This window comes from Advenella sp. S44, from assembly GCF_002810445.1.
GTDB lineage: Bacteria > Pseudomonadota > Gammaproteobacteria > Burkholderiales > Burkholderiaceae_B > Advenella.
The window spans coordinates 268,617-291,787 of record NZ_NEXS01000009.1 but is presented as its reverse complement, the minus strand read 5'-3'; the positions used below and the strand labels follow the sequence as shown (position 1 = coordinate 291,787).

The 23,171-nt window shown below is 53.4% G+C and carries 22 protein-coding genes; 7 read left to right on the top strand and 15 right to left on the bottom strand.

The annotated features are described in order from the left end of the window. Window positions 1-43: 43 nt before the first annotated feature. Entirely contained in the window at window positions 44-733 is a 690-nt protein-coding gene (locus CAP48_RS15170; protein WP_100698182.1) for a glutathione S-transferase, read from the top strand. Between the two features lie 95 nt (window positions 734-828). Here the strand turns inward: CAP48_RS15170 and CAP48_RS15165 are convergent, their stop codons facing one another. Genes CAP48_RS15165 through CAP48_RS15155 form a run of 3 tightly spaced genes read right to left on the bottom strand, consistent with a single transcriptional unit; the run spans window position 829 to window position 4,753 of the window. Next, window positions 829-2,913 (bottom strand): acetate--CoA ligase family protein, encoded by a 2,085-nt coding sequence (locus CAP48_RS15165; protein ID WP_100698180.1) that lies wholly within the window; start codon window positions 2,911-2,913, stop codon window positions 829-831. 18 nt (window positions 2,914-2,931) lie between these two features. Continuing rightward, window positions 2,932-3,732, bottom strand: a complete 801-nt coding sequence (locus CAP48_RS15160) for an enoyl-CoA hydratase/isomerase family protein (protein WP_100698178.1) — start codon at window positions 3,730-3,732, stop codon at window positions 2,932-2,934. Between the two features lie 28 nt (window positions 3,733-3,760). Next, the gene (locus CAP48_RS15155) at window positions 3,761-4,753 is read right to left on the bottom strand and encodes a tripartite tricarboxylate transporter substrate binding protein (protein ID WP_100698176.1); all 993 of its coding nucleotides are present in this window, start codon (window positions 4,751-4,753) and stop codon (window positions 3,761-3,763) included. A gap of 151 nt (window positions 4,754-4,904) precedes the next feature. On the opposite strand from CAP48_RS15155, the gene CAP48_RS15150 reads away from it, so the two are divergent. Beyond that, complete coding sequence (locus CAP48_RS15150; protein ID WP_100698173.1) at window positions 4,905-5,681, top strand: IclR family transcriptional regulator; 777 nt, start codon at window positions 4,905-4,907, stop codon at window positions 5,679-5,681. A 28-nt stretch (window positions 5,682-5,709) separates the two neighbouring features. Here CAP48_RS15150 and CAP48_RS15145 read toward each other — a convergent pair whose 3' ends face one another. From CAP48_RS15145 to CAP48_RS15125, 5 genes are all read right to left on the bottom strand, one after another. Further along, complete coding sequence (locus CAP48_RS15145; protein ID WP_100698171.1) at window positions 5,710-6,258, bottom strand: GNAT family N-acetyltransferase; 549 nt, start codon at window positions 6,256-6,258, stop codon at window positions 5,710-5,712. A gap of 298 nt (window positions 6,259-6,556) precedes the next feature. Then, window positions 6,557-7,537: a tripartite tricarboxylate transporter substrate binding protein gene (locus tag CAP48_RS15140; RefSeq protein WP_100698169.1), complete on the bottom strand. Its 981-nt coding sequence runs from the start codon at window positions 7,535-7,537 to the stop codon at window positions 6,557-6,559. A gap of 45 nt (window positions 7,538-7,582) precedes the next feature. After that, complete coding sequence (locus CAP48_RS15135; protein ID WP_100698167.1) at window positions 7,583-8,095, bottom strand: carboxymuconolactone decarboxylase family protein; 513 nt, start codon at window positions 8,093-8,095, stop codon at window positions 7,583-7,585. Between the two features lie 41 nt (window positions 8,096-8,136). Further along, a complete protein-coding gene (locus tag CAP48_RS15130; RefSeq protein ID WP_100698662.1) occupies window positions 8,137-8,943 on the bottom strand; it encodes an SDR family NAD(P)-dependent oxidoreductase in 807 nt (268 codons plus the stop codon). Between the two features lie 18 nt (window positions 8,944-8,961). Next, the gene (locus tag CAP48_RS15125; RefSeq protein ID WP_100698165.1) at window positions 8,962-9,756 is read right to left on the bottom strand and encodes an SDR family NAD(P)-dependent oxidoreductase; all 795 of its coding nucleotides are present in this window, start codon (window positions 9,754-9,756) and stop codon (window positions 8,962-8,964) included. Window positions 9,757-9,849: 93 nt separating this feature from the next. Between CAP48_RS15125 and CAP48_RS15120 the strand changes: the two genes are divergently transcribed. Beyond that, the gene (locus tag CAP48_RS15120) at window positions 9,850-10,752 is read left to right on the top strand and encodes a LysR family transcriptional regulator (protein WP_100698163.1); all 903 of its coding nucleotides are present in this window, start codon (window positions 9,850-9,852) and stop codon (window positions 10,750-10,752) included. A gap of 127 nt (window positions 10,753-10,879) precedes the next feature. Continuing rightward, window positions 10,880-12,118 carry an MFS transporter gene (locus tag CAP48_RS15115; protein WP_153045714.1) on the top strand — a complete coding sequence of 413 codons (1,239 nt, stop codon included), beginning with the start codon at window positions 10,880-10,882 and terminating at the stop codon, window positions 12,116-12,118. Window positions 12,119-12,149: 31 nt separating this feature from the next. On the opposite strand, the gene CAP48_RS15110 is transcribed toward CAP48_RS15115, so the two are convergent. Next, entirely contained in the window at window positions 12,150-13,124 is a 975-nt protein-coding gene (locus CAP48_RS15110) for a glutathione S-transferase family protein (RefSeq protein WP_100698159.1), read from the bottom strand. Between the two features lie 374 nt (window positions 13,125-13,498). Here CAP48_RS15110 and CAP48_RS15105 point away from each other — a divergent pair, with 374 nt between their 5' ends. After that, window positions 13,499-14,998: a catalase gene (locus CAP48_RS15105; protein WP_100698156.1), complete on the top strand. Its 1,500-nt coding sequence runs from the start codon at window positions 13,499-13,501 to the stop codon at window positions 14,996-14,998. A gap of 295 nt (window positions 14,999-15,293) precedes the next feature. Here the strand turns inward: CAP48_RS15105 and CAP48_RS15100 are convergent, their stop codons facing one another. The 6 genes from CAP48_RS15100 to CAP48_RS15080 all read right to left on the bottom strand — a co-directional run bounded on the left by CAP48_RS15100 (window position 15,294) and on the right by CAP48_RS15080 (window position 20,199). Next, window positions 15,294-16,313, bottom strand: coding sequence for an NAD(P)-dependent oxidoreductase (locus tag CAP48_RS15100; RefSeq protein WP_161495276.1), 1,020 nt, complete (start codon window positions 16,311-16,313; stop codon window positions 15,294-15,296). Continuing rightward, entirely contained in the window at window positions 16,295-17,443 is a 1,149-nt protein-coding gene (locus CAP48_RS15095; RefSeq protein ID WP_100698152.1) for a mandelate racemase/muconate lactonizing enzyme family protein, read from the bottom strand. Before CAP48_RS15095 ends, CAP48_RS15100 begins: the two co-directional genes overlap by 19 nt. Window positions 17,444-17,496: 53 nt before the next feature. Next, the gene (locus tag CAP48_RS15090; RefSeq protein WP_100698150.1) at window positions 17,497-18,468 is read right to left on the bottom strand and encodes a tripartite tricarboxylate transporter substrate binding protein; all 972 of its coding nucleotides are present in this window, start codon (window positions 18,466-18,468) and stop codon (window positions 17,497-17,499) included. Window positions 18,469-18,645: 177 nt separating this feature from the next. Continuing rightward, window positions 18,646-19,569: a LysR family transcriptional regulator gene (locus CAP48_RS15085; RefSeq protein WP_161495275.1), complete on the bottom strand. Its 924-nt coding sequence runs from the start codon at window positions 19,567-19,569 to the stop codon at window positions 18,646-18,648. Window positions 19,570-19,586: 17 nt separating this feature from the next. After that, entirely contained in the window at window positions 19,587-19,745 is a 159-nt protein-coding gene (locus CAP48_RS20260) for a hypothetical protein (RefSeq protein ID WP_161495274.1), read from the bottom strand. 208 nt (window positions 19,746-19,953) lie between these two features. Continuing rightward, window positions 19,954-20,199, bottom strand: coding sequence for a hypothetical protein (locus tag CAP48_RS15080; RefSeq protein WP_242444513.1), 246 nt, complete (start codon window positions 20,197-20,199; stop codon window positions 19,954-19,956). Window positions 20,200-20,681: 482 nt separating this feature from the next. Between CAP48_RS15080 and CAP48_RS15075 the strand changes: the two genes are divergently transcribed. Beyond that, window positions 20,682-21,392, top strand: coding sequence for a response regulator transcription factor (locus tag CAP48_RS15075; protein WP_100698146.1), 711 nt, complete (start codon window positions 20,682-20,684; stop codon window positions 21,390-21,392). Next, entirely contained in the window at window positions 21,389-22,759 is a 1,371-nt protein-coding gene (locus CAP48_RS15070; protein ID WP_100698144.1) for a HAMP domain-containing sensor histidine kinase, read from the top strand. The genes CAP48_RS15075 and CAP48_RS15070 overlap by 4 nt, the downstream gene beginning before the upstream one ends. The last annotated feature ends 412 nt before the right edge of the window (window positions 22,760-23,171 follow it).

Below are 23,171 nucleotides of genomic sequence, written 5' to 3'. Positions count from 1 at the left end.
TCACGCCTGTGAGACAGGCATCCTTTTTTATTCAGGTGTTTTTATGTCCTATCCTGTTCTCTATTCGTTTCGACGCTGCCCATACGCCATGCGCGCCCGGCTGGCTATCGCGGCCAGCGCGCAGACCTGCCACTTGCGCGAAATTGTTCTGCGCAACAAGCCCGCTGCCATGCTGGCAGCCTCGCCCAAGGGCACCGTGCCGGTCCTGATTCTTGCCGATGGTCAGGTTATTGAGCAGAGCCTGGATATCATGTTATGGGCGCTGCGCCAGAACGATCCGTCAGGCTGGCTGGCGCCGACGGGCAATTCCCTGGCCGATATGCTGGCAATCATTGATTCATGCGAACAAGATTTCAAATGTCATCTTGACCGCTACAAGTATCCGCAACGTTACGATCTTGAACACGGCTTGCAGCATCGTGATCAGGCGGCAGATTGGGTAATGGGACTGGAAATAAGTTTGAGTCATACACCGTATTTGTCGGGGGCGCATTGCGCGCTGGCCGACATGGCCATTGCACCGTTTGTCAGGCAATTTGCGCATACCGATTTTTCCTGGTTTGAAACGCAGGCCTGGCCGCATGTGCTGCGCTGGCTTGAAAACTGGAAGCAGTCGGCCATCTTTGCGCGGGTGATGCATAAGTATGCGCCCTGGGAGGAGGGGCAGACGCCTGTACTGTTTCCGCCTGCTATGCAGGCTGCGCCTGAGCGATCCGATATGGCCAGTCCCTGAATATACGAATTTTTGGCAGCTGGCTTTGGTCAGCGCACCAGGATACTGTGAGGGTTGACCACGTTATCAACCCGAACCCCATCAACCCGAATCCATCATTCGGCCAGGATCGCGATACCATCTGCTGCTTTGACGCCTTGTCCATCAGGCAGGACAAACAGTGGGTTGATCTCGGCCTCAATAAGCCTGTCGCCCACGCTGGCTACCATATTGGAAAAGTTCACAATGGCTTGTGCCAACGCTTGCTGATCGGCTTTCATGCGGCCACGATAACCATCGAGCAGGGGCCAGGTGTGCAGATCACGCATCATGTCATAGGCCTCATTAAGACTTAGTCCGCCCTGTTCCGGCAACAGACGCATGGTGGTGTCCTTCAGCAATTCTGCAGTTACGCCTCCCATGCCGAGTAAAATGGCACTGCCCAGCGCATCACGATGAAAGCCCAGGATCAGTTCGATGCCCGATGTCACCATCTGCTGCACCAGGAACTGTTCAGGACGCACACCGGTTTTGGCCGCAACTTCCGTTTGCATCTGGGTGACGCGTTCTGCCACCTGCTCGGGCGCTACACCCACACATACGCCACCCACGTCGCTTTTATGCAGAATCTGGCTGGACAATATTTTGAGCACAACAGCTGATTCATAGCACAGGGCAGCCGCCTGTGCCTCTTCGGGGCTTGAGACAATGGTTTGTGCGGCGCCGGCAATGCCAAAGCGGGTAAACAAATCCCTGGCCTGGGCTTCGTTTAATGATCCAGTCGGCAGGTCTGGCAGTGGCGGCGGCTGGGTCGCACTCTGCTCCTGCTGGGCAGGTTCTGCCTGTGTTTGCCACATGGCATCCAGAGCAACCGCGCAGCATTCCGGTTCCATGAAGGCCGGGATTTGCCTTTGATTGAGCAGGCGGGCTACGTTTGGCGCGTGCGGACTGACGAATGCCACAATCGGTTTGTCCGTTTCGGGCAGGCAATCACAAATGGCATCGGCCATCAATTGCGGATTGCCCAGGCTGGACGAACCCACAATCATGACCAATGCGTCAAAGTCATCACTGGCCGACAGGGCTCGGATTGCTCCACGCAGCAGATCCGGCTGCAAACCGGCCAGTGTCACGTCAACGGGGTTGCGGTCCAGCGCCGACGGCATATCGCCTTGAAGTGCGCGCAATGCGGCAGCGGTGTCAGCGCCAGGCGCGGGGGTTTCAAAGCCAGCCACGCCCAGGCTGTCTGAGACCAATGTGCCAGCACCGCCCGTTGAAGTCAGAATGGCAACACGTCTGCCGCGCAGTGTACGTCCGGTCGATAATGCGCCTGGCATATCCAGCAGGTCGCTGAATCGCTGCGCACGAATCACACCGGTTTGCCGGAACAGGGCGTCATACATTGTATCCTGGCCCGCCAGCGCGCCTGTATGCGAGATGGCCGCCTGGGCGCCCGCTTCGGATCTGCCGATCTTGAATGCGACAATGGGCTTACCCGCATGCCGAGCACGAAGGGCGGCGGCACGGAATTTTTGTGGATTGCGTATGGATTCAATATACAGTGCAATGACTTTGGTGGCTTCATCGTCAACCAGATAGTCGATGAAATCGGCCATTTCCAGGTCCACTTCATTACTGGTCGATATCAGCTTGGACATGCCAAGTCCGCGTGCCGCTGCGCGCGAGAGCAGTGCACCCAGAATGCCGCCGCTTTGCGAGACCACGCCAACGTCGCCGACCGGGAACTGATCCATTTCCAGCGCTCCGCTTGCAGACAGCGGAATGCCATCGGTCAGATTGACCAGGCCAATGGTGTTCGGTCCCAGTATTCGCATTTCGCCGGCGGCCTGCCGCAGTTGTTGCTGGCGCTCTTTTCCTTCGTCGCCGGCTTCGGAATAGCCGCTGGCAAGTACGATTGCCGCCGCAGTTCCCTTTTGCGCCAGCTCTCGCACTGCCTGATGCGCACGCCCGGCGCCCAACAGGATGATGGCTACATCAGGAACCGTTGGCAGCGAGTCAATATCCGGATAGCAAGGGACATCTCCAATATGCGTAACGCGCGGATTGACGGGATAGATGGCGCCATCAAAGCCATGTTTGCGCAAATAGGCCAGGGGCCTGCCTGCTGTTTTTCCCAAGTCGGCAGAGGCGCCGATAATTGCCACGCTGCGTGGCCGGACAAGACGTGATATTGCATTCATGATTGTGTTGCTTTCCCGTTATTTTGCAGTCTTTTTGTCGGCCATTCTGGCCAGAAATGCCATCACGGCTTCCCGGTGCTCAGTGCTGGTGTAACAGATGCCCTGGGCCTGGCTTCCCTGGGCGAACGCCTGGGCGGCAGTCAGCTCGAAAGTCTGGTTCAAAATGGTTTTGCCCAGGGCCAGTGCGGTTCCTGAACCGGCGCTTAGCTCTTTTGCCCATTGTTGCGCGTTGCTCAATAATGCCTCGGGCGCCACCAGACGGTCTGCGATCCCCAGGTCCAGTGCTTCCTGAGCGGCGACGGTGCGTCCGCTGAAGATGAGTTCCTTGGCTTTGGGCAGGCCGATGCGTCGCGGCAGAAAATACATACCGCCGCCATCGGGAATGAGCCCGCGATTAATGTATGACCAACTGAATGTGGCGGCCTGGGAAGCGACGATAAAATCGCAGCTCATGGCTGTATCAGCTCCCAAACCGGAGGCCGCCCCGTTGACCGCGGCAATGGTGGGCTTGGGCATCGTATGCAGCAGTGAGACTGCATGATGAACGCGTTGCTGGCGACTCCAGCCGTTGATGGCGACGTCGCCGGGTGCAGCATCCATGCGTCGCTGCATGCCGGTGATATCTCCGCCCGCGCAAAATCCTTTGCCATTGCCGGTCAGAACCAGCGCCCGGATGGATTTGTCGGCCGCGATTTGTTCCAGGGCCTCAATGAATTCCGTACGCATATCGTCGCTCATGGCGTTGCGTTTTTCAGGCCGGTTGAGAAATACAGTTGCAATACCGGATTGCACCTGGACATCGATCAATGTGTATGTCATATCACTGCTTCCTTTTTTTCGAATTTGGCTAGTCCAGCGTGATTTTGCTGGATGAGATTACCTTTTTCCAGCGCGCTTGTTCGCCTTTGATATAGTCGTCGAGCGCCTCGGGCGTACCTGTTGATATCTCCAAGCCCTCGCCCTGAACCTTTTTCCTGAATGTTTCTGTGTTGGCTGCTTTATGCGCAGCGGCGTTCAGCGTCGCGATAACTTCGGGCGGCGTACCGGCCGGTGCATACAGGCCATACCAGCTATCGAGCACATAGTCGGCCACACCGCTTTCGGCAATGGTGGGAATATCCGGCAGTGCGGGAGAGCGCTCGGCTGTGGTTACACCCAATGCCCGCAATGTGCCCGCCTCCAGGGAAGGGCCCACCGCAGCAGCCGTGCCGAACATCATATCGACATGACCGCCCAACAGATCATTCAGTGCCGGTCCTGCACCCCGATAAGGTACATGTGACATATCTATTTTCGCCAGGGATTCGAGCAGTTCACCGGCCAGATGCGCCGAGGTACCAACGCCCTGAGAGGCATAGGTGAGCGTGCCGGGCTTTTGTTTTGCTGCCTCGATCAGATCGTTCACAGATTTGATCGGACTATCGGGCTTGACCACAAGTACGCTGGGCGAGTGACCGATCATACTGATTGCGGCAAATGCCTTGTCGGTATCGTAAGGCAGCTTGGGATGCAGATACGGATTGACGACATGGGCAAAGGTTGCCATCAGAAGTGTGTATCCGTCGGGGCGAGCTCGGGCCACGTCGTCCGAGCCGATCGCAGTGCCCGCACCGGGCTTGTTCTCTACGATCACTGGTTTTTTCAGCTCACGTGCCATGCCTTCTGCCAGCAGGCGGGAGATCATGTCGGTGCCGCCGCCCGGCGCAAATGGAACGATCAGGCGCACTGGCCGTTCAGGAAATTCTGCATGTGCCGCCTGGCCCGCGAAGGCTGCTGTCAGGCCAGTGATGGCCACAAGGGCTGCCCGCAGGCAAGCGCGTGATATGTTTTTGGTTTTCATGGGGTCTCCTGTCATTGTCTGGGTGTTCAGGCACAGTCTTGCCGCCGCCCAAACTCGTGTTGGTCTATCAATATTACGATTGCAGTTTATGCGTTAAACTTGCCAAACGTAATAACAATATTTCACTAGATGGAATTGGCAGGGAGTGCACATGGTCAAGAATAAAGTGCAGGAACGTCTGGATCGCCCGGCGCAAAATCGCTCACTGGAGCGCGGGATCGACATTCTTCGGGCATTCCGTCCAGGAGCTGACTTGATCGGAAACAGTGAATTGGCTGAGCGCACCGGCCTGGCGCCGGCTACGGTCAGCCGCCTGACACAAACGCTGGTGCGCACAGGGATGCTTGATTACGACGCGAGAGAACGCGCCTACCGGCTGGCAGCACCCTTGCTCAGTTTTGGCCATGCGATGCGTTCGGGATCGCCGGTGTTGAAAATTGCAGCGCCGCTCATGCAACGCGTCGCCGAAACGCACAAAATCAATGTGGGTATTGCGGTGATAGACCATGATGAAATGGTCTATCTGGAATCGGTTCGCTTCAATAAGAAAGTGTCGTTGCGCAATGTCGTCGCGGGGCAGCGGGTGCCCATTGAGCTGACGTCACTCGGCCGGGCGTATCTCGCAAGCATGGCGTCGCAGGCGCGCGCTGAACTGATGCAACGCCTGCACCTGCGTCGGCATGCAGACTGGGCGACTCTGGAACGGCAGATTCAGCATTCACTGGGACAGGTGCGAAAATCCGGCTTCTGCGTCGCATCCTGGCAGCCGAACGTGATTGCACTGGCAACGCCATTGCGTTTCCAGTATCAGCCTGTTCATGTGTTGAATGTCAGCGTCAACACGCATCTGCCGCAAGTGGATATCGTGAGCCGACTTGGGCCGGTTCTGATGGAACTGGCAGGTGCCGTGCTTGAGGCAGAAAGTTAATTGCCCACTGGCATTGCCTTGCCAAGGCTTACCAATCGGCTTGTGTCAGGCGATAAAGCACGTGTTGACGCAACGGGTGGCCTTCGGGCAGCGCCGGATGTGCGAAATCATTACTGACGCAGTGGTGCATGCCCAATCGCTGCATGAGCGTAATGGAAGGCGTGTTGACTGCTGCGGTGTAGGCAACGATCTGTGGCAAATTCAATGTATGAAAGGCATAGTCCAGGACGGCGCGCGCGCCTTCGCTGGCATAGCCCTTTTTCCAGTACGGACGGGCGAGCCGCCAGCCCACTTCCACACATGGCATAAAAGAGGCCTCGAAAGACGGCACGGACAGCCCGAGGAATCCGGCAAAATCGGTCACGCCATCAATCTGCATTGCCCACAATCCAAATGGGGCGGTGTCAAGGCGGTGCCGTATTCGGGCAGCCAGGGCGTCGCTCTCCTGCCGGTGCAGCACAGCGGGAAAATAGCGCATCACTTGCGGGTCGGCATTCAACGCGGCAAATGCAGGCAAATCGCTGTCTAGCCATTGCCTTAGCATTAAACGGGGTGTCGATAGAATCGGGGCTGACATTGTCGACCTTTGAGGAAAAGTTCAGAGATATTTTACCTGTGATACATTGCTGTGCCAAAGCGGATAGCAAACAATGCTAGTGATGAGTGAACATGACTTTATCTGGCAGCAAAAAAAGCCTGCGGATCGTTTCGCAGGCCCCTCAATCCAGGTAAATATTCATCGTTATTGACACATGCGCCCCCCCGAGACCGCAAATGGCATCAGTGGCTGCCATCGATCGTGAGGCATGCACTTTGCGGGTCATTGCGAGCCTGGTGTTGGCGGCCACGAATGGGTTTTTCCCGCTCGCCTGTCATTATTGCTGTCCCACCTTCAAACCATCTATTGCCTTTGAAAACATGGATTTCTGTTCCTGGAGATACGCGGCATATTGTTCGGGATCCAGTAGCTGGATCTCTGCACCCAGGGTAGTCAGGTTTTTGTTGATTTCGTCTTTATGTTCCTCTATGGCTTTCTTTGCGGCCTCATAGATGGCATAAACCCGTTCCTTGGCTGTCCCTTTAGGTGCAACGATGCCATACAGGGCAGGGCTGTTTACTCCGTACCCCAGCTCCGCTACCGTGGGTACATCTGGCAGCAACGCAGAGCGGCGATCGCTGATGACAGCCAGCGCGCGCAATCGTCCGCTTTTAACATAGCCCAGCGCCGGCGCTATGGCTGCCATGGCCATATTGATTTCTTTGCCTAGCAGGTCGACGACCGCAGGTGTGCTTCCCTGATAGGGAATGTGCATGAGCTCGATGTTGGCATTCTTCGAAAATATTTCAGTCAGCAAATGAGTAATGCCCATCGTGCCGGAACTTCCATAGGTCAGTGTACCGGGCTTGGTTTTTGCGGCGGTAATGAGATCTTCCAGTGTGTTATAGGGTGAGTCGCCAGGCACTAGCAGCAGGAAGGCGCCTTTAGTAAATGCCGCTACGGGTGCGAACGACTCGGTTTCGTATTTGAATTCCTTATTGGCCAAAGGTACGATGACCAGCGCGCCCGGCGAGCTGCCTGCCAGAGTGTAGCCATCGGCCTTCGCGTTGGCTACCTGGCTTGCTCCTACACCGCCACCGGCGCCAGGTTTATACTGCATGACTACCGGTTGTCCCAGCGCATCGCCCATTCTGTCTGCAATAGGGCGCAACATTTTATCTGTGTCGCCAGGCGCAAAGGGAATGATCAGTTCAATCGGCTTTTTCGGAAAAGCCTGCTGAGCGTTTACGAAAGGCATCATGCAAAGGCTCAGCAAAAATGCAGTTGCTATTTTCAAGCCGTTACGTTGAATGTTCATATTTGTCTCCGGATTATTTTGATATATTTTTCGCCAGCGTACTGGTCAATCGTGGTCTATCTGTAATGCCTCCAGAAATCGTGAAACCATGTTGTAGGCGCCGATAGTCGCCGTCACTTCGACCAGCTCCTGGTTGTTGAAGTAGGGACGTATTGCTTCAAATGTGTGATCAGGTACGCGAATGTCACGTGTCATAGCATCGCAATAGGCAATGAGCGCGCGATCTCTGTCGGCAAAATCGCGCAGATCACTGTGGCGTAACTGTTGCATCTGAGTTTCAGAAAAACCGGCTCGCAGCGCGAACGGCAGATGTTGTGAAAATTCATAATCTGCTTCGTTGAGCACGGCCACCCGCATAATCAGCAGCTCCCTGACATCGGCCGCTAAAGTACTTTTCTGGCGAATTGCTGTCAGAAAAACCAGCCATCCTTCTGCAACCGGCGCACTATTGAGTAGCATTGCATACAGGTTAAATACCTTGCCTCGTTCTGCGGTAATACGTTCTTCCAACGCCAGTGTTTCGGGTTGGCCAAGTTTTGCGTAGGGTATCCTTGCCATCATCGGTCCTTATCGAGTTTGAAAATAGTGAAATGAATGGTTCAATCACAGCGCACGCTCATGCCTCCATCTACGACCAGTTCAGTTCCGGTAATGAAGCGCGCTTCGTCGGAGGCGAGAAACAATACGGCGTTTGCCGTATCTCGTCCATCGCCTGTAATGGATAATGGAATTCGTGCCTTGCGGCGATCAAGCAGCGCCTGTATGTCGCCCTTTGCCTGATCCCTTGCCAGAAATGCATCTACCAGGGGCGTATGAAGTTGTCCCGGTACCACCGTATTGATTCGGATCCCTTTCGGTGCATACTCGATGGCGGCAACGCGACCGAACTGGATTACACCGGCTTTAGCGCAGGCATAACCGATTTGTGCTGCGCCCGTCCAGCGTATCCCGGAGGTAGAGGCTATATTGACAATGGCGCCACTGCCCTGTGATTCCATGAAAGGCAATACATGCCGACAGGTCAGAAATACCGTAGAAAGGTTAAGATCCAGCTGCGCTTGCCACTGTTCTGCGGATAGCTGAGCAGGGCCTCCAGGGACAGGACTTCCGACGTTGTTGACCAAGATGTCGATATGCCCGAATCGATTTCTGACGGTCTCTACGAGCGTACCTATTGCTTTATCGTCCGTTACATCGCATGCAAGCGGCGTAATGGCATCGGCATGGTCATCGGCCATCCTGATGGTTTCATCCATTGCATTGAAGTCCCGGTCAACTGCGACGACAAGGGCTCCTTCCTGAGCGAGCCGAATTGCCGTTGCGCGGCCGTTTCCCCAACCGGGCCCCACACTGCCGGCCCCGGTGACGATGGCGACTTTTCCGGTTAGACGGGCATAGGTGTGAATCACACGCCTCTCCTTGTATCAACGGGTTGCCATGGTCACGCCGCCATCGACCACAATCTGCTGTGCGGTAATGTAGCGGCTTTCATCGCTGGCCAGAAACAGCACCGCATGCGCGACATCCCACGCGTCGCCCATTCTGCCCATGGGCACTTGTGCGTGTCGATGAGCGACAAAGCCTTCGTAATCTCCTTTTGCATATTTATTTGCCAGCCGTTCAACCAGTGGAGTGAACATCAGCCCGGGAACCACCGAGTTAAGACGTATGTTCTGATCGGCATAGATAATGGCGGTGGTCGATGTCATTTGCATCAACGCGGCCTTTGCTGCAGCGTATGCCACTTGTGGTTTGCCTACGTAACGCAAACCCGCTATTGACGATATGTTAATAATGGAACCACCGCCCTGGCTTTGCATAACGGGAATAACGTGCTTGCAGCACAAGAAGGCCGAGGTCAGGTTGACCTGTATTTGTTCGCTCCAGACATCTTCGTCCATTGTCACCGGATCGCCGGGTTCGGATCGCCCGACATTATTGACCAGGATGTCGATACGACCGTATTGCTGCAGACAGTTGGCAACTAACTGTGCAACGTCGTCCGCGCTGGTAACATTGCACGACTGGACAGTTGCCGTCCCCCCTTCCTCTTCAATAATCGCTTGCGTGTTTTGCGCTGCGTCCAGACTCAAATCACAACCGTAAACTTTCGCACCTTGCCGCGCCAGCATGACTGCTGTTGCCTTGCCGTTACCCCAACCGCTTTGCATCGTGCCGCAGCCCGTTACCAAAGTCACCTTGTCGTCCAGCCGTAACATATGATCACCTCTTTCCTATACACAGCCACAAGGTTACACTCGCAAAGACAAAAGAATAAGTTCATTTTTTTACTTTATTAATAGAAGAACGGCATGAATCTGACTCCGAGGCACCTCCATGTATTTGTTGTTCTCGCCGATGCGCTGAGCTTTCAAAAGGCGGCCGATCAGCTTCATATTACTCAGCCCACGCTCAGTAAACTGGTAAAGACAGTGGAAGAGCTGGTGGGAGTCCGACTGTTTGAGCGCAGCACACGGCATGTGAGCCTGACTCGCGACGGGCAGGCGCTGCTGGAGATTGCCCGGCAAACCGTTAATGGCTATAGGGACGGGCTGAATAATTTTGAACAGATGGTCAGGTTTCGTAACCAGCGGGTAGCCATTGCAGCATTGCCGACGCTGGCCGCCACGCTGCTACCCAAATTGATCACGGCACTGGGGCGGACTCATCCGCAAGCCAGAGTGCAAGTATTTGATGTTATCGCCAATGAAGCGATGCAATTGCTTTACGACAGAAAGGTGGATATTGTGCTGGCGGCCAGAGAAAATGCCTCACAGACGTTGCAGTTTACAAAACTGTTTGTTGAGCCCTTTGTCTTGATGCATCGCCCGGATAACCATATCGGTCTGAAAAAATGGGATGTCGCCGGACTGTCGACTCTTCCGATCATTTCCATGCCCCAGGGGACCAGCACCCGATCGGGCGTAGACGATTATTTCTCCGCCCACAAAGCCATATTCTCACCGACGTTCGCGCTGCGGGATCTGAATACCATCTCCCAATTTGTTCGGAGCGGATGTGGCGTCGCGATACTTCCGTGGTCGGCGGCACGACCGTTTCTGAGGGACGATCTGCAGATCTGCTATTTGAAGGGAGCGCCGCATCGCTATATTGGTATTTTTACTTTGAAAGGACTTTCCCATTCGGAACTGACGCTACATGTGATGCGCTCTCTGATCCGCATGAGCGCCGAGCTGCCAATGCCGAATGAATAGTCGGTACATTGTCGCAATATCTTGCGAATAAGGATTGATAACAGCCACCAGATGGCCAAACAAGGTCCATGCTGCGGTGCGTTACAATCCCACCTTCGATCATTAAAATCTTGTTCAGAGGCATTCGGTGAATACGCAGTCGATCTCTATAAATAAAGTCAAGCTCATGCTTTATTTTCTGTTGTCCGGGTTTATATTGAGCCAGGCTTATCGTACTGTGGGCGGTATTCTCTCGGTGCCGTTGAGCACCGAATTTAAGCTCGACAGCGACAGGCTGGCAGGTGTAATTGGCTCTTTTCATATTGCATTTGGCTGCCTGCAGGTTGTCATTGGCATTTTGATCGACAACTTTGGTATTCGAAAAACCATTCTCTTTGTTTCTCCGTTCTCAGTAGCGGGCGCGGTGCTTTCGGCCATGGCGGTGTCACCGGCAATGCTGCAGTGGGGACAGATTCTGATTGGCTTTGGCTGTGCGCCTGCCTTTCTGGCATGTATTGTTTTGATGGCCCGGCATTTTTCGGGCAAGCAGTTTTCAATGATGTATGCGTTTGCGTTGGGATCGGGCAGTCTGGGCCTGATTTTTACATCGACACCCACTGCCTGGCTGGTCGGTCATTTCGGCTGGCGTAGCTGCTTTTATATTCTGGCTGTTCTAAGTTCCCTGACCTGGCTGCTCATTTACTTTGGCGTTCGTCATGTGGATGGTGGACTGCAGGCCTCATCGCTCAGTCTTAAACAAAAGTCCCTTATGGCAGTGCGTTCAATTTCGGGCTATAAGGCCTTGCTGCAAATTCGGGAAACGCCGGGCATTCTGTCGCTGGTGTTCGTGATTTATGCTGCGTTCCTGACGCTGCGTGGCTTGTGGCTGGGGCCACTACTGGTCGAGCGTCATCACGCAAGCCTGGTTTTTGCAGGAAATCTGGCCCTGCTGCTGTCTGTTATCTCGGTGTTCAGTCCGATGCTGTTCGGGCGCCTGGACCCGGGTCCAGGCAAACGTTACGCGTATTTATGCATACAGCCCTGGGTTCTGGTCATTGCTTTTATTATCCTGGCGTATAGCCAGCAGCTGTGGCTCAGTATCGGCACGATCGTGATGATTGCGATCGGAGCCGGCAATACCGTCTGGCAGCTGGCCGACGCCAAGGAGGTTTATCCCCAGAACATGCAGGGCCGTGCTATCGCGCTATTTAACACCTCACTGTTTCTGGGCGCTTCATTTATGCAGTGGATTTCGGGCAAGGCCCACGATATTTTCAAGCTGCAGGGCCAGGATATTTTTACCTCTGCCTTTTTGATGTCCGCCATGGTGCTGTCCATAGGGATTGTGGCATACACAGTGCTGCGGCGGCCAGCACGCCGTAAGTAAGCGGCGGGGCCGGCGGTACAACTTGCGGTTTTTACAGCTTGCGGCTTGGCGGCCTTGCCAAGTCCAGAAGGGGACCCAGCGGAACGATGCCATTCGGATTGATGGTATGGTGGCTCCGATAGTAGTGCCGCTTGATATGATCGAAATTAATGGTGGAAGCGACTCCCGGCCATTGGTAAAGCTCGCGGGTGTAGCTCCACAGGTTTTCGTAGTCCACCAGACGTCTGAGGTTGCATTTGAAGTGGCCATGATACACCGCATCAAAGCGGATCAGCGTGGTGAACAGGCGCCAGTCTGCTTCGGTCACTGTCGGCCCGAGCAGATAACGACGCTGGCCCAGTTCGGTCTCCAGCTCATCCAGTGTGGCAAACAGGCTGGTAACCTCTTTCTCATAGACTGCCTGATCGGTCGCAAAGCCCGCCTTGTACACGCCGTTATTGACGTTGTTATAAATTCGCGCGTTGATCTTATCGATTTGCGGCAACAGCGCAGCAGGGGAGAAGTCAGCAGGCGTTGCGCCTATATCGTCAAATGCGCTATTGAGCATGCGGATGATTTCCGCCGACTCGTTGTTCACAATCGTGTTGCGTTCCAGGTCCCACAGGACTGGTACGGTTACGCGACCACTATAGTCTGGCTGTGCCCTCAGATAAACTTCGTACATATAGCGAGCGTTGCCGACCGGATCGCCCACGACCCCGTCGTCTGGTTCAAACGTCCAGCCCTTGTCTCCCATGTACGGGTTGACGACGGACACGCTGATTTTGTCTTCAAGACCTTTGAGGGCCCGCAGAATCATTGTGCGATTTGCCCAGGGGCAGGCCAGCGACACGTATAGGTGGTAACGACCAGCTTCGGCCCGAAAGCCGCCTTCGCCGCTCGCGCCGGGACTGCCGTCTGCTGTGATCCAGTGGCGAAATTGTGCGTCGCTGCGTACAAATCGGCCTCCGCTGCCGGTTGTGTCGTACCACTGGTCTTTCCATTTGCCGTCGATTAATAGACCCATCATATTCCTCGCTATTGTGCTGCGGCAGATGATTTGTTAACCATTTGCCGGCGTGTGATCGATTCCTTCATGCCTGGCCACATAGTCGGCGGCTCGCCAGCGCATTCAGCAGACTGCCCGGAACATCAGAAGGGTGCTGGGTGCGTGAGGCCGAAAGCATTTATTTGACCGATGTAAACCCCAAGTATAAGGGTATTGCGAGCAGATTGCTGGGGCGCTAAGAAACAGCTGCCTGCGTGCTGCGCCCCGGTCGGGCGAAAAATGAGTATAACAACCAGTTCAATTTGGGCTGAAAATGGCATATAGTAACGATGCGAAGGTGATCAATACAGTGATCGCTTCGGCTTTTATATGTGCAACAGGAGATATTTTCCATGAAAGAATCAGACAAAAAAAATAATTCCGGCTCGACCACAGGCACTGGTGCGCCCGCGCAAAGCGATCGTCACTCTCTGACAGTTGGACCGAACGGGCCAATTTTGCTTCACGATGTCCATTTTCTTGAGCAAATGGCACACTTTAACCGTGAAAAAGTGCCGGAACGTCAGCCCCATGCAAAGGGCGCCGGGGCGTTTGGAGAATTCGAAGCGACGGAAGATGTCTCTGCATATACGAAAGCGGCAGTCTTTCAAAAGGGCTGTAAGACTGAAATGCTGGCGCGCTTCTCTACGGTGGCCGGCGAAGCAGGCAGCCCCGATACCTGGCGCGATGTGCGCGGTTTTTCCCTGAAGTTTTACACCGACGAAGGCAACTACGATCTGGTCGGCAACAATACCCCAATCTTTTTTGTGCGCGATCCGATGAAGTTCCCGCACTTTATCCGCAGTCAGAAACGATTGCCCGATTCCGGGCTGCGCGACAATCACATGCAGTGGGATTTTTGGACCAGCAATCCTGAAACTGCGCATCAGGTCACGTATCTGATGGGAGAGCGCGGCCTGCCGCGTACCTGGCGTCATATGAACGGTTACGGTTCGCATACCTACATGTGGATCAATGAAGCAGGTGAAAAATTCTGGGTCAAGTATCATTTCCATACGAACCAGGGTATGGCGTTTTTTAGTAATGCCGAAGCCTCTGAAATGGCCGGTAAAGACGCCGACTTCCACAGGCGCGATCTGTTTGATGCCATTGCCCGCGGCGAATATCCAAGCTGGGTGTTATCAGTGCAGGTTATGCCTTATGCCGATGCCGGCAAATATCGTTTTAATCCATTTGATCTGACCAAAACCTGGTCGCACAAGGACTATCCGCTGATCAAGGTCGGTACGATGACACTGAACCGCAATCCCGAGAACTTTTTTGCTCAAATCGAACAGGCCGCCTTTTCGCCCGGCAATGTGGTTCCGGGTATCGGCCTGTCACCAGATAAAATGCTGCTCGGACGCGCCTTTGCCTATAACGATGCGCAGCGCAATCGGATCGGCACCAATTTTCACCAATTGCCGGTCAACCGGCCCAAAGTCCCAGTCAATACCTATATGTTCGACGGGCAAATGGCCTATGAGCACAGCGGCAACGCGCCCGTATACGCGCCCAACAGCGCCGGACGCGACTGGTCCGACAGTACCGGAAAAGTGGACGACGGCTGGGAAACGGATGGCGATATGGTTCGTCAAGCTTATACGCTGCACGCTGAAGATGACGATTTTGGTCAGCCCGGCACGCTTGTTCGCGAAGTCTTCAATGATGAGCAGCGCAACAAGCTGATAGAACAGGTGGCCGGCAGCCTGCTGGGTGGTGTGCGCAGTCCGGTCCTGGAACGCGCCTTCGACTACTGGAAGCGTATTGACGCTGACCTCGGGCGTCGTATTGAAGAAAAGGTACGCCAGGGCACGGCTCCCGAGCCGGCAGCAGGCCAGGGTGAAGCTTGAGCCTTGAGGTTGTCGAGCGCCCGGGAAAATCACCGATTTAAGCCGGGCTTTTAAATTCTTTAAGGGCGATCTGCATGGCGAGGGTAGCGCTGAGATATGGGTCGTAAAGGTGGTCTCTCAGCGCTTTTTCGCCTGCTGTTTTGGTCCTGCAAGCGGGCTGTAATGGTGCTGATAGGGCATGCTATATTGATGCCATTGTGAGGAAACGGCTAAGAGAGTACACACGAATTCGATATCATATCTCTTGTCGGGGGGCGCATTTGGCCAACGGCCGAGTATCCCGCCGTTCCCCTGTTCAATCCGCAAAAACGGTTCGCTGTTCGTTAAGCCATCGCTTATACTCCTGCTCGAAAATCCTGACAACACGCTGGCTATGCCCTGCTGACGCTGCGCTATTGTGGGGCGTGATCCATACGTTAGGCAGTGTCCAGAGCGCAGATGACGTGGTCAACGGCTCTTTCGTGAATGTATCCAAATAGGCACCTGCAATCTGACCCTGCGACAGCGCCTGCGTCAGTGCTGATTCATCAATCAGCGCGCCCCGCCCGATATTGACGATACGTGCATGAGCCGGCATCAATGCAAGACGCCGTTGATCGATCAATCCATGTGTTTGTTCATTCAAAGGTAAAGCCAGAACAAGCCAGTTACACTGCTCCAACGCACGATCGAGCTCAGTATAATCAATGACGTTCACAAAGGGTGGTATCGGCGTAGCAATCCTGCGCACTATAGTTACCTTGAATCCGATTGCCAACAGCATGCGTCCAAGCGTCAGGCCGATCGCGCCTGCGCCGGCGATAATAACGCGCTGCGTCTCGATGTCTGCCGGCAAATCTTTTCCTGTCAACGGTGCCCAGTCTTTTCTCGTCTGTGCCGGAAGCCAGTGTCCAAAACCCCGTGATAATGCCAGTATGGCCGCAAGCGTTGTCTGTGCAATCGCTTGCGCAGTTGCACCGCTGGACGTCGTAACCCTGACTCCTCTTTTAATAGCGACCTGATATTGGGGCAGATCCAGGCCCGAGGAACAGACATGTAACCAGGTAAGTTGTCTTGCGTTGTCCACGATGCGAAAAAAGGCATTCGATGAGGGACTTGGTTCGTGCAGCGAACTGCCTTCATATAAGTCCCGAGAGAAAAAGGCGGCGTTGATCCGGTCTATTTTTCCCTGTACGTCGCTCGTCGTATATCGTAGTAAAGGTACTCTGATACGCTTTGCAATTTCATCGAAATGCTTGCCATATTCTAGATTGACAGCTTCCGAAAGAAGCAGTCCAACCGGCAGCACCGGTTGCTCTACGTGATGCTTATCCACTGGCTTTTTTCTCCAGGATAGATCACACCATATTGCTCTGTGGCTGCATCGTCAAAATGAAAGCCTAATCCGTCGCCCTTAGGCAACAAGATGTCGCCATTTTCTGCGGTCAGTTGCTTGTCGATGACCTTGCGAAAGTTGACGATGTGGTCATCAGGCATCCATTCGACGTAGGTTGTATTAGGGGTGCTGGCCACCAAATGAACGTGTACGTCGTGCCAGGCATGGGGTTCGACCATAATCCCATGGCTGGCAGCAGTTGCTGCGATTCGTTTCCATTCTGTTATACCACCACACACAGTTGCGTCTGTCTGAAGCAGCGTCGTGGCCTGCTGAGCGATTAGATCTTTGAAACGCCATCTGCCGGCTTCAACCTCGCCGGTTGCTACGGTTACAGGTGTAGCCTTTGCAAGACGAACGTGATTATCAACGTCATCGGGAGAAAATGGCTCTTCAATCCAATATGGGTTATACGGTTCAAAGCACCGCATATATTCCAGCGCTGTCGGCAGATCTTGCCAGGCATTGTTGGCATCGAGCATAAGTCGGATATCGTCGCCAATCGCTTCGCGCACCGCCGCAAGTCGCTTTCGTTCATTTGCTACGCTTTCGAGGCCGACTTTGATCTTTACCGCTCTGAACCCATCCGCTACGTGATTAGCCATCTCCTGAGCCAAATGCTCGGTCGTTTTCCCGGGTAGATAATAGCCACCGCTGGCATAACCTGGCACACGTTCCAATGTTTTCGCACCAAGATATCGGTATAGGGGAAGTTTTGCTGATCTGGCATTCAAGTCCCACAGAGCAGTGTCGAGAGCAGATAGGGCGCGCATAACGGCACCGGTGCGGCCGACCAGTAATGCTTCCTGGTACATTTCCGTCCATAACCCTTCTACGCGATGAGAGTCCTGGCCGACGAGTCTGGCGGCTAGCAGATCGGTGACTGCCACTGAGAGAAGGCGTCCGGCACTGTTGACTGCATAACAATAACCCAGTCCTTCGACGCCGTCTGCCGACCGGATGCGAACCAGGCAATATTCACGCGCTGTGACCTTTCGTGTGGAAAAAGTAACCGGCTGTGCCAAGGGAACGCGCGCGATACATACGGAAACGGACTCAATGATTGGCATAAGATAAATCACTCCTGATAATCGATAATAGTGTTAGGGAAAGTTGGCCCGAGTTATTGAAATTGGATGTTTGCTTTCTTAATGACGTCCTGCCATTTTGTTTGTTCCTCTTCAAGCAAAGCCTGGAACTCCTGGGTGGTGCTGCCGATAGGATTGAGTCCTAGATCCTGAAGACGCTTGCCTATCTTGTCGCTTTTTACAATGTCGTTGATCTCCTTATTAAGTGTCTGAATAATGTCGTCGGGTGTATCTTTGGGAGCGATTATTCCAAACCAGACATTGGCTTCGTAGCCCGGAAGTCCTGCTTCATCAAAAGTCGGGACGTCGGGAAACTGCGAGAGGCGTTTTCGGGAGGTGACCGCAATTGCCTTCAATTGCTTTTTCTGAATGAATGGTAGACTCTGAGTAGGCGTGGCAAAGATGACGGGGATAACGCCGCCCAGCAAATCAGTCTGTGCAGGCGCCCCGCCTTTATACGGGACATGATTCATTTCTATACCCGCCATTTGGTCCATGAGTTCCATGGCAATGTGTTGTGTCGAGCCTAGGCCAGGCGTCCCAAAGTCTATCTGTTGCTCACTGGCCTTTGCCAGATCGATAAATTGTTTAAGGGTGTCAGGCTTGAATTTGGGGTTGGCCACCAATACAAATGGAGTGTCGGCAATAATGGAAACGGGTTTGAAATCTGCCAGGTTGTAATTCAGGTTCTTATACAACATGGTGTTGGTCACATGTGACGAAATGACAAGCATCAAATTGTAGCCATCCGGTTTTGCCCGCTTCAATTCGTTTGTAGCGATTGTGCTATTGGCACCTGGTTTGTTTTCCACTACGAACGTTTTACCCATTTTTTCCGATAGCTCGGCTGAGATCAGCCTCGCGATGGTGTCGTTGGCTCCGCCGGGAGCCATACCCACTGTAATTCGGACGGGCTGACTGGGGTAATCTTTAGCCAATACATTTGCGGTGCCTGCCGATAAAACGACAAAAACGACCGCTCGAATCAGTCTTACAACTTGCTTCATAGATAGATCTCCTTTCGATGTGGCGCTGGATTTTTAAGATTGTTTTATGTAGTCTAGCGCGCTTGAGCTAGCTGATATATGGATTATTTTTGTAAATTAATCGATAAATCAGCATAATCAAAAGAGGTTATTTATTTGGTCGGAAAAGTATATCGGTGTTTCTACAAGCCGCAGTCGTTATTTCCAGGTCGGCTGACGTGAAGTAAGCAGTGCGACCTCCTCGGGCAGTCGGTTTCTCAACAGGCGGATCAGTTCCTGTGCTGCAATGGATTCGGTCGCATCCTTTCTACGCAACAGACAAATATCGCGCTCGTTAATAGGCAGCATGACTGGAATGGCAAGAAGCCTTTTCAGATTGAATTGACATAATCCGAGTACCGGGACAATGGTGGGTCCGATACCTGCAGCCACTAGACCGGCGGCAGTTGACAGGTTATTGACCTGAAGCACTTTTATCCACTGTTTTGGATATACGGAAGCATCCAGATGCTGGCGGATACTGCTGGCCTTTTCAAAGACGACGATCGAATAGGGAAGAATATCAGCAACAGAAAGGCGCTTGCGGTGTGCCAGCGGATGGACCGGTTGGCAGACAAAGTAAAATGTGTCCGATGCCAGTTTTTCCAATAGGAGGTCTGTTCCGGGTTCTGCTGACGCACACAGTGCGAAATCTACTTTGCGATTACGAACAAGCTCTACACAGGCCGTATTCGGCACATCTTCTACAAATAGCGCTATACCCGGATTATCTTTGAGAAAAGTAGCGATAATGTCCGGGAGTAGCGACGAAAATATGGTAGGTAACGCCGCGATGGCTACCCGGCCCTTGCGTCGGGATACATGGTCCTGCATTTCCGATAAGGCACGCTCGGTTTCCGGAATGAGATGATTGACTATGTTGAGAAAAACCTCACCTTCGGCGGTAAGCTCCACGTTGCGCGTATTTCTTGAGAACAGCTTGGCGTTCAGCCCACTTTCCAGGTTTACAATAAGCGCACTGAAAGCAGATTGAGTAATACTGCAGTGCTCTGCAGCGCGAGTGAAGTTACGTAAGGTTGCCAATGCTGCGAAAGCTTTCATTTGGCGCAGAGTAAGGTTCATGGGCGGTTTTCTGTAGCTCATGCCAGAACCAGCGTATGCGAGGCCCGCGCCCTATATTTGGGTGTGGCCATGGATTCGGTTTCCTGTCGGTACACCGAGCCAAACCCAATGCGCTTGACTGCTGATTCGCTATCAAGCCGTTTGTAGATGATGCAATAGCGGTATATGTTTTCCATCACCGATAGCGCCAGGGAAAATTGCTCTCAGCCAGCGACAGTACTGCCGTATTGTGAAAGTTCAGCGTTTCGGCTAGCTCGGCAAAATGCCTGATACAGCGCAGTTTCAATTTGAATATCCTGAGAATTGCATATGCGAGGTCGTTGTCGATTCGCATTACCGAAACAGTGTGAGCAGGGCCGGGCAGCGCGGACGGTCATACTGCGATCACCATCTGGAGCTGTGAACCAGCCTGAGAGACTCGGCCTGATTCAAGCGTTTTGCCTCTTGTTCTGCATAGTCCCGCTCGTCCGGCTCGTATGCGCCTTCATACAGACAGCTAATGCGGTACCATTTGCAATCGTCGCTGCGAGCGGCAGCGACCGGGGGTTTTTTGGCGCCTGAGCCGCAGCCTGCAATAAAAACGGCGAGAGACAACACAACGGCGCATCGGCTAACTGTTTGAACGGACATTCTGGCGACTCCTGAAGAGGTGCAACGGCCATTTTATAGCATGTCTCATTGCGTCACCTTCCCGATGCAAGAAAATAACCATTACGGTTGTTTGCGGCATCTTAGTCAAAACCGGCCTGGCACGCATTACGATAACCTTACTATTTGGCAAGATTGTCGGCGCCTATATGCCCACGCGATGTTGCGGTGCCTCCGACCGCTCGTGTCGTTGTTCGTGGCCTGCAAGCGGCCTGTACTGTTCCATGTTGCACTGCGTATTACCGCAACACTGCGCTTGGTTATTGTAAGACCCGGGAATATGTCAGGCGCTTACCCAAGATAAGCCGGCCAGCAAACATGATCGCCGTGCCAAGCACTTCTTGAGTCTCTTGCCGCTTGGTGATATGGTCTACGATAGCTGCATGGAAAGGACATGAGACCTAAGAAGTGCTTTGCTAATCTTCAAGGGGCTTTGGCCTCACACTTTTCGCTTGGAAACAGATATGTGGCAATGTCTTATTATTGAGGATGATCGGGATAACGCTCGTTATCTTGCCAACGGCCTGACTGAGCTTGGGCATTTGGTTTGCGTCAGCCGGGATGGTGCCAGCGGACTTGAAAATGCGATGAAGGACAAATGGGACATTATCATTTTGGATCGGATATTGCCCAATCATGTCGATGGCCTTTCAATCCTGTCCGCGCTGCGGGTAGTAGGCAAAAAAACGCCTGTTTTGGTGCTAAGTGCACTGTCGGCTGTTGATGATCGGGTAGACGGTTTAAAAGCCGGTGGTGATGACTATCTGGTCAAACCTTTCTCCTTTTCTGAACTGGTCGCTCGAATGGATGCCTTGGTCAGGCGAACGCGGCCCGATCTGCAAGTGAAACAACTCCGGATTGCGGATCTGACGATTAATGTCGCTACGCAGAAAGTACAACGCGCTGAACGAACGATTTCCTTGCAGCCGCAAGAATTTCGTTTATTGCTTTATCTCATGCTGAACGTTCACAGAATTGTGACGCGAACGATGCTGCTTGAAACGATTTGGGGGTACAGCTTTGACCCGCAGTCCAATGTGATTGATGTTCAGGTTAGCAGACTGCGCCGCAAGATTGATTTCATTTCGTCTACCCCTCTGATTCATACGATACGCGGTGTGGGATACACCCTTTCTGATCGGCAGGGCGCCAATGCGGGGTCTGAAGAAGAATGACCCATCAGTTCAGGCGGCTGTGGAACTCCATTTCGTTTCGCCTTACGTTAAATTACGGCTTGCTGGCAATTGCAACAACTTCAATATTGATCGTATTCATCTACGTTCAATTCATTGGCGCATTACGCACCGAGTACACCAGACAAATAACAGCGACAGGGCAACGTCTGGTCGCTGCCTTTGAGGACGGCGGCCGTGATGCGCTTATATCTGCCATTGAACTGACGCTGTCGGATCGAATCGACTCCGACAGAGAAATCTATTTGCTTCTTGATAAGGATGGCCGCAAGCTGGCCGGAAACCTTGCACCGTTTCCGCAATTGGATTCAAGCTCTACATCAATCTTTGACGCTGAGGTTGTTCAAGAAGGCGTTCCGACGCGCGGCCAGCTACAAATCCAGACTTTGTCTGACGGTGAAGTATTGGTCGTCGGACAAGACTCAAGAGAGATAGGCGACATCACCGCATTAGTCGGCCAAGCGACGTTAGCAGCCATTATTTTGGCAGGGCTTATGGTGTTTCTTGGAACCTATCTGTTTAGAAGAGAACTGGCATACCGAGTTAGCCACATTCGACGGACGACGCAACAAATTGGCGCCGGCAAACTTTCTAAACGTGTCTCGGCACCGACAGGCGAAGATGAGTTCACACTGCTCAATCATGACATCAACACGATGCTAGACCGGATCGAACTGTTGATGAAGAGCGCCAGGCACATTTCGGATACCATTGCTCATAATCTGCGCACTCCGCTGACCCGCATTGTGGGTGCCTTGCAAGAGGCGCAGCAGCCGGGCGTATCCATGGCAGAAGCGCTAGAGGCCAACCAACACGCAATAGAAGGCATCGAACGCCTTAATGTGTTGCTGGAAAAACTTTTGCAAATTGCAGAGATGGAAGCGGGTATACAACGTCGTTCATTCAAGCCCTGCGGCTTGGACGTAATCGTCACTGACGTGGTGCAGATGCATGAGGCGTTCGCGGAAGAAAAAGGGATAACGTTATCCTGTGCGAACCTGGATCATGTGAGTGTTGACGGCGATGTTAATTTGCTTGCCAGCGCATTGGCCAATCTGCTGGACAACGCGCTTAAGTATGCCAGTAATCGGGTCGTAGTTGACGTAGTCAAGCAGGATCGTACCGCACTCATTAATATCGAGGACGATGGGCCGGGGCTGCCCGCCACCGAGTATGAGCACCTGGGCAAGCATTTTTATCGATCGGACCCGTCCTCGGAAGGCCACGGTTTAGGTCTGACCAGCGTAATGAGCATTGTCGGCTTGCATGGCGGAAGCCTTTCTTTTTCTAACGCGCAGCCAGGCTTGCGGGTCACCGTAACATTGCCGCGTGATCCAGCTCACAGTTAACGCCATATGGATGGCTAGAGCAGTGATCCGCAACACGGTGGCTGACGCCGCCAACAATCCGATAATCAGAATCCTGATCTTATCTGAGCGCCACCTATCTGTGGATCCGTGAGTCTCGGTATAAGTATGGCCGTTTGCCGGCCAATTGCGCGCCGTGACGGTTCCAATATTACTGGTCGCCTCCGGATGATTATCTATAACGATTGGATGGGCTGCTGAAAATACTTGCGGCCAGGCGTCAAGCAATACGCTGCGGCCATCGATAGGACAACGCCACTTATCTGGTTTAAAAGGCCAGAACCTGATACATGCGTCAATGACCTACCATGATTGCGGGCAAACGACGGATGCGCCCAGTGTGTGCTGCTTATTGGCGCATGAATTGGAAGCTGAAAGGCAGCAGAGCCAAGCG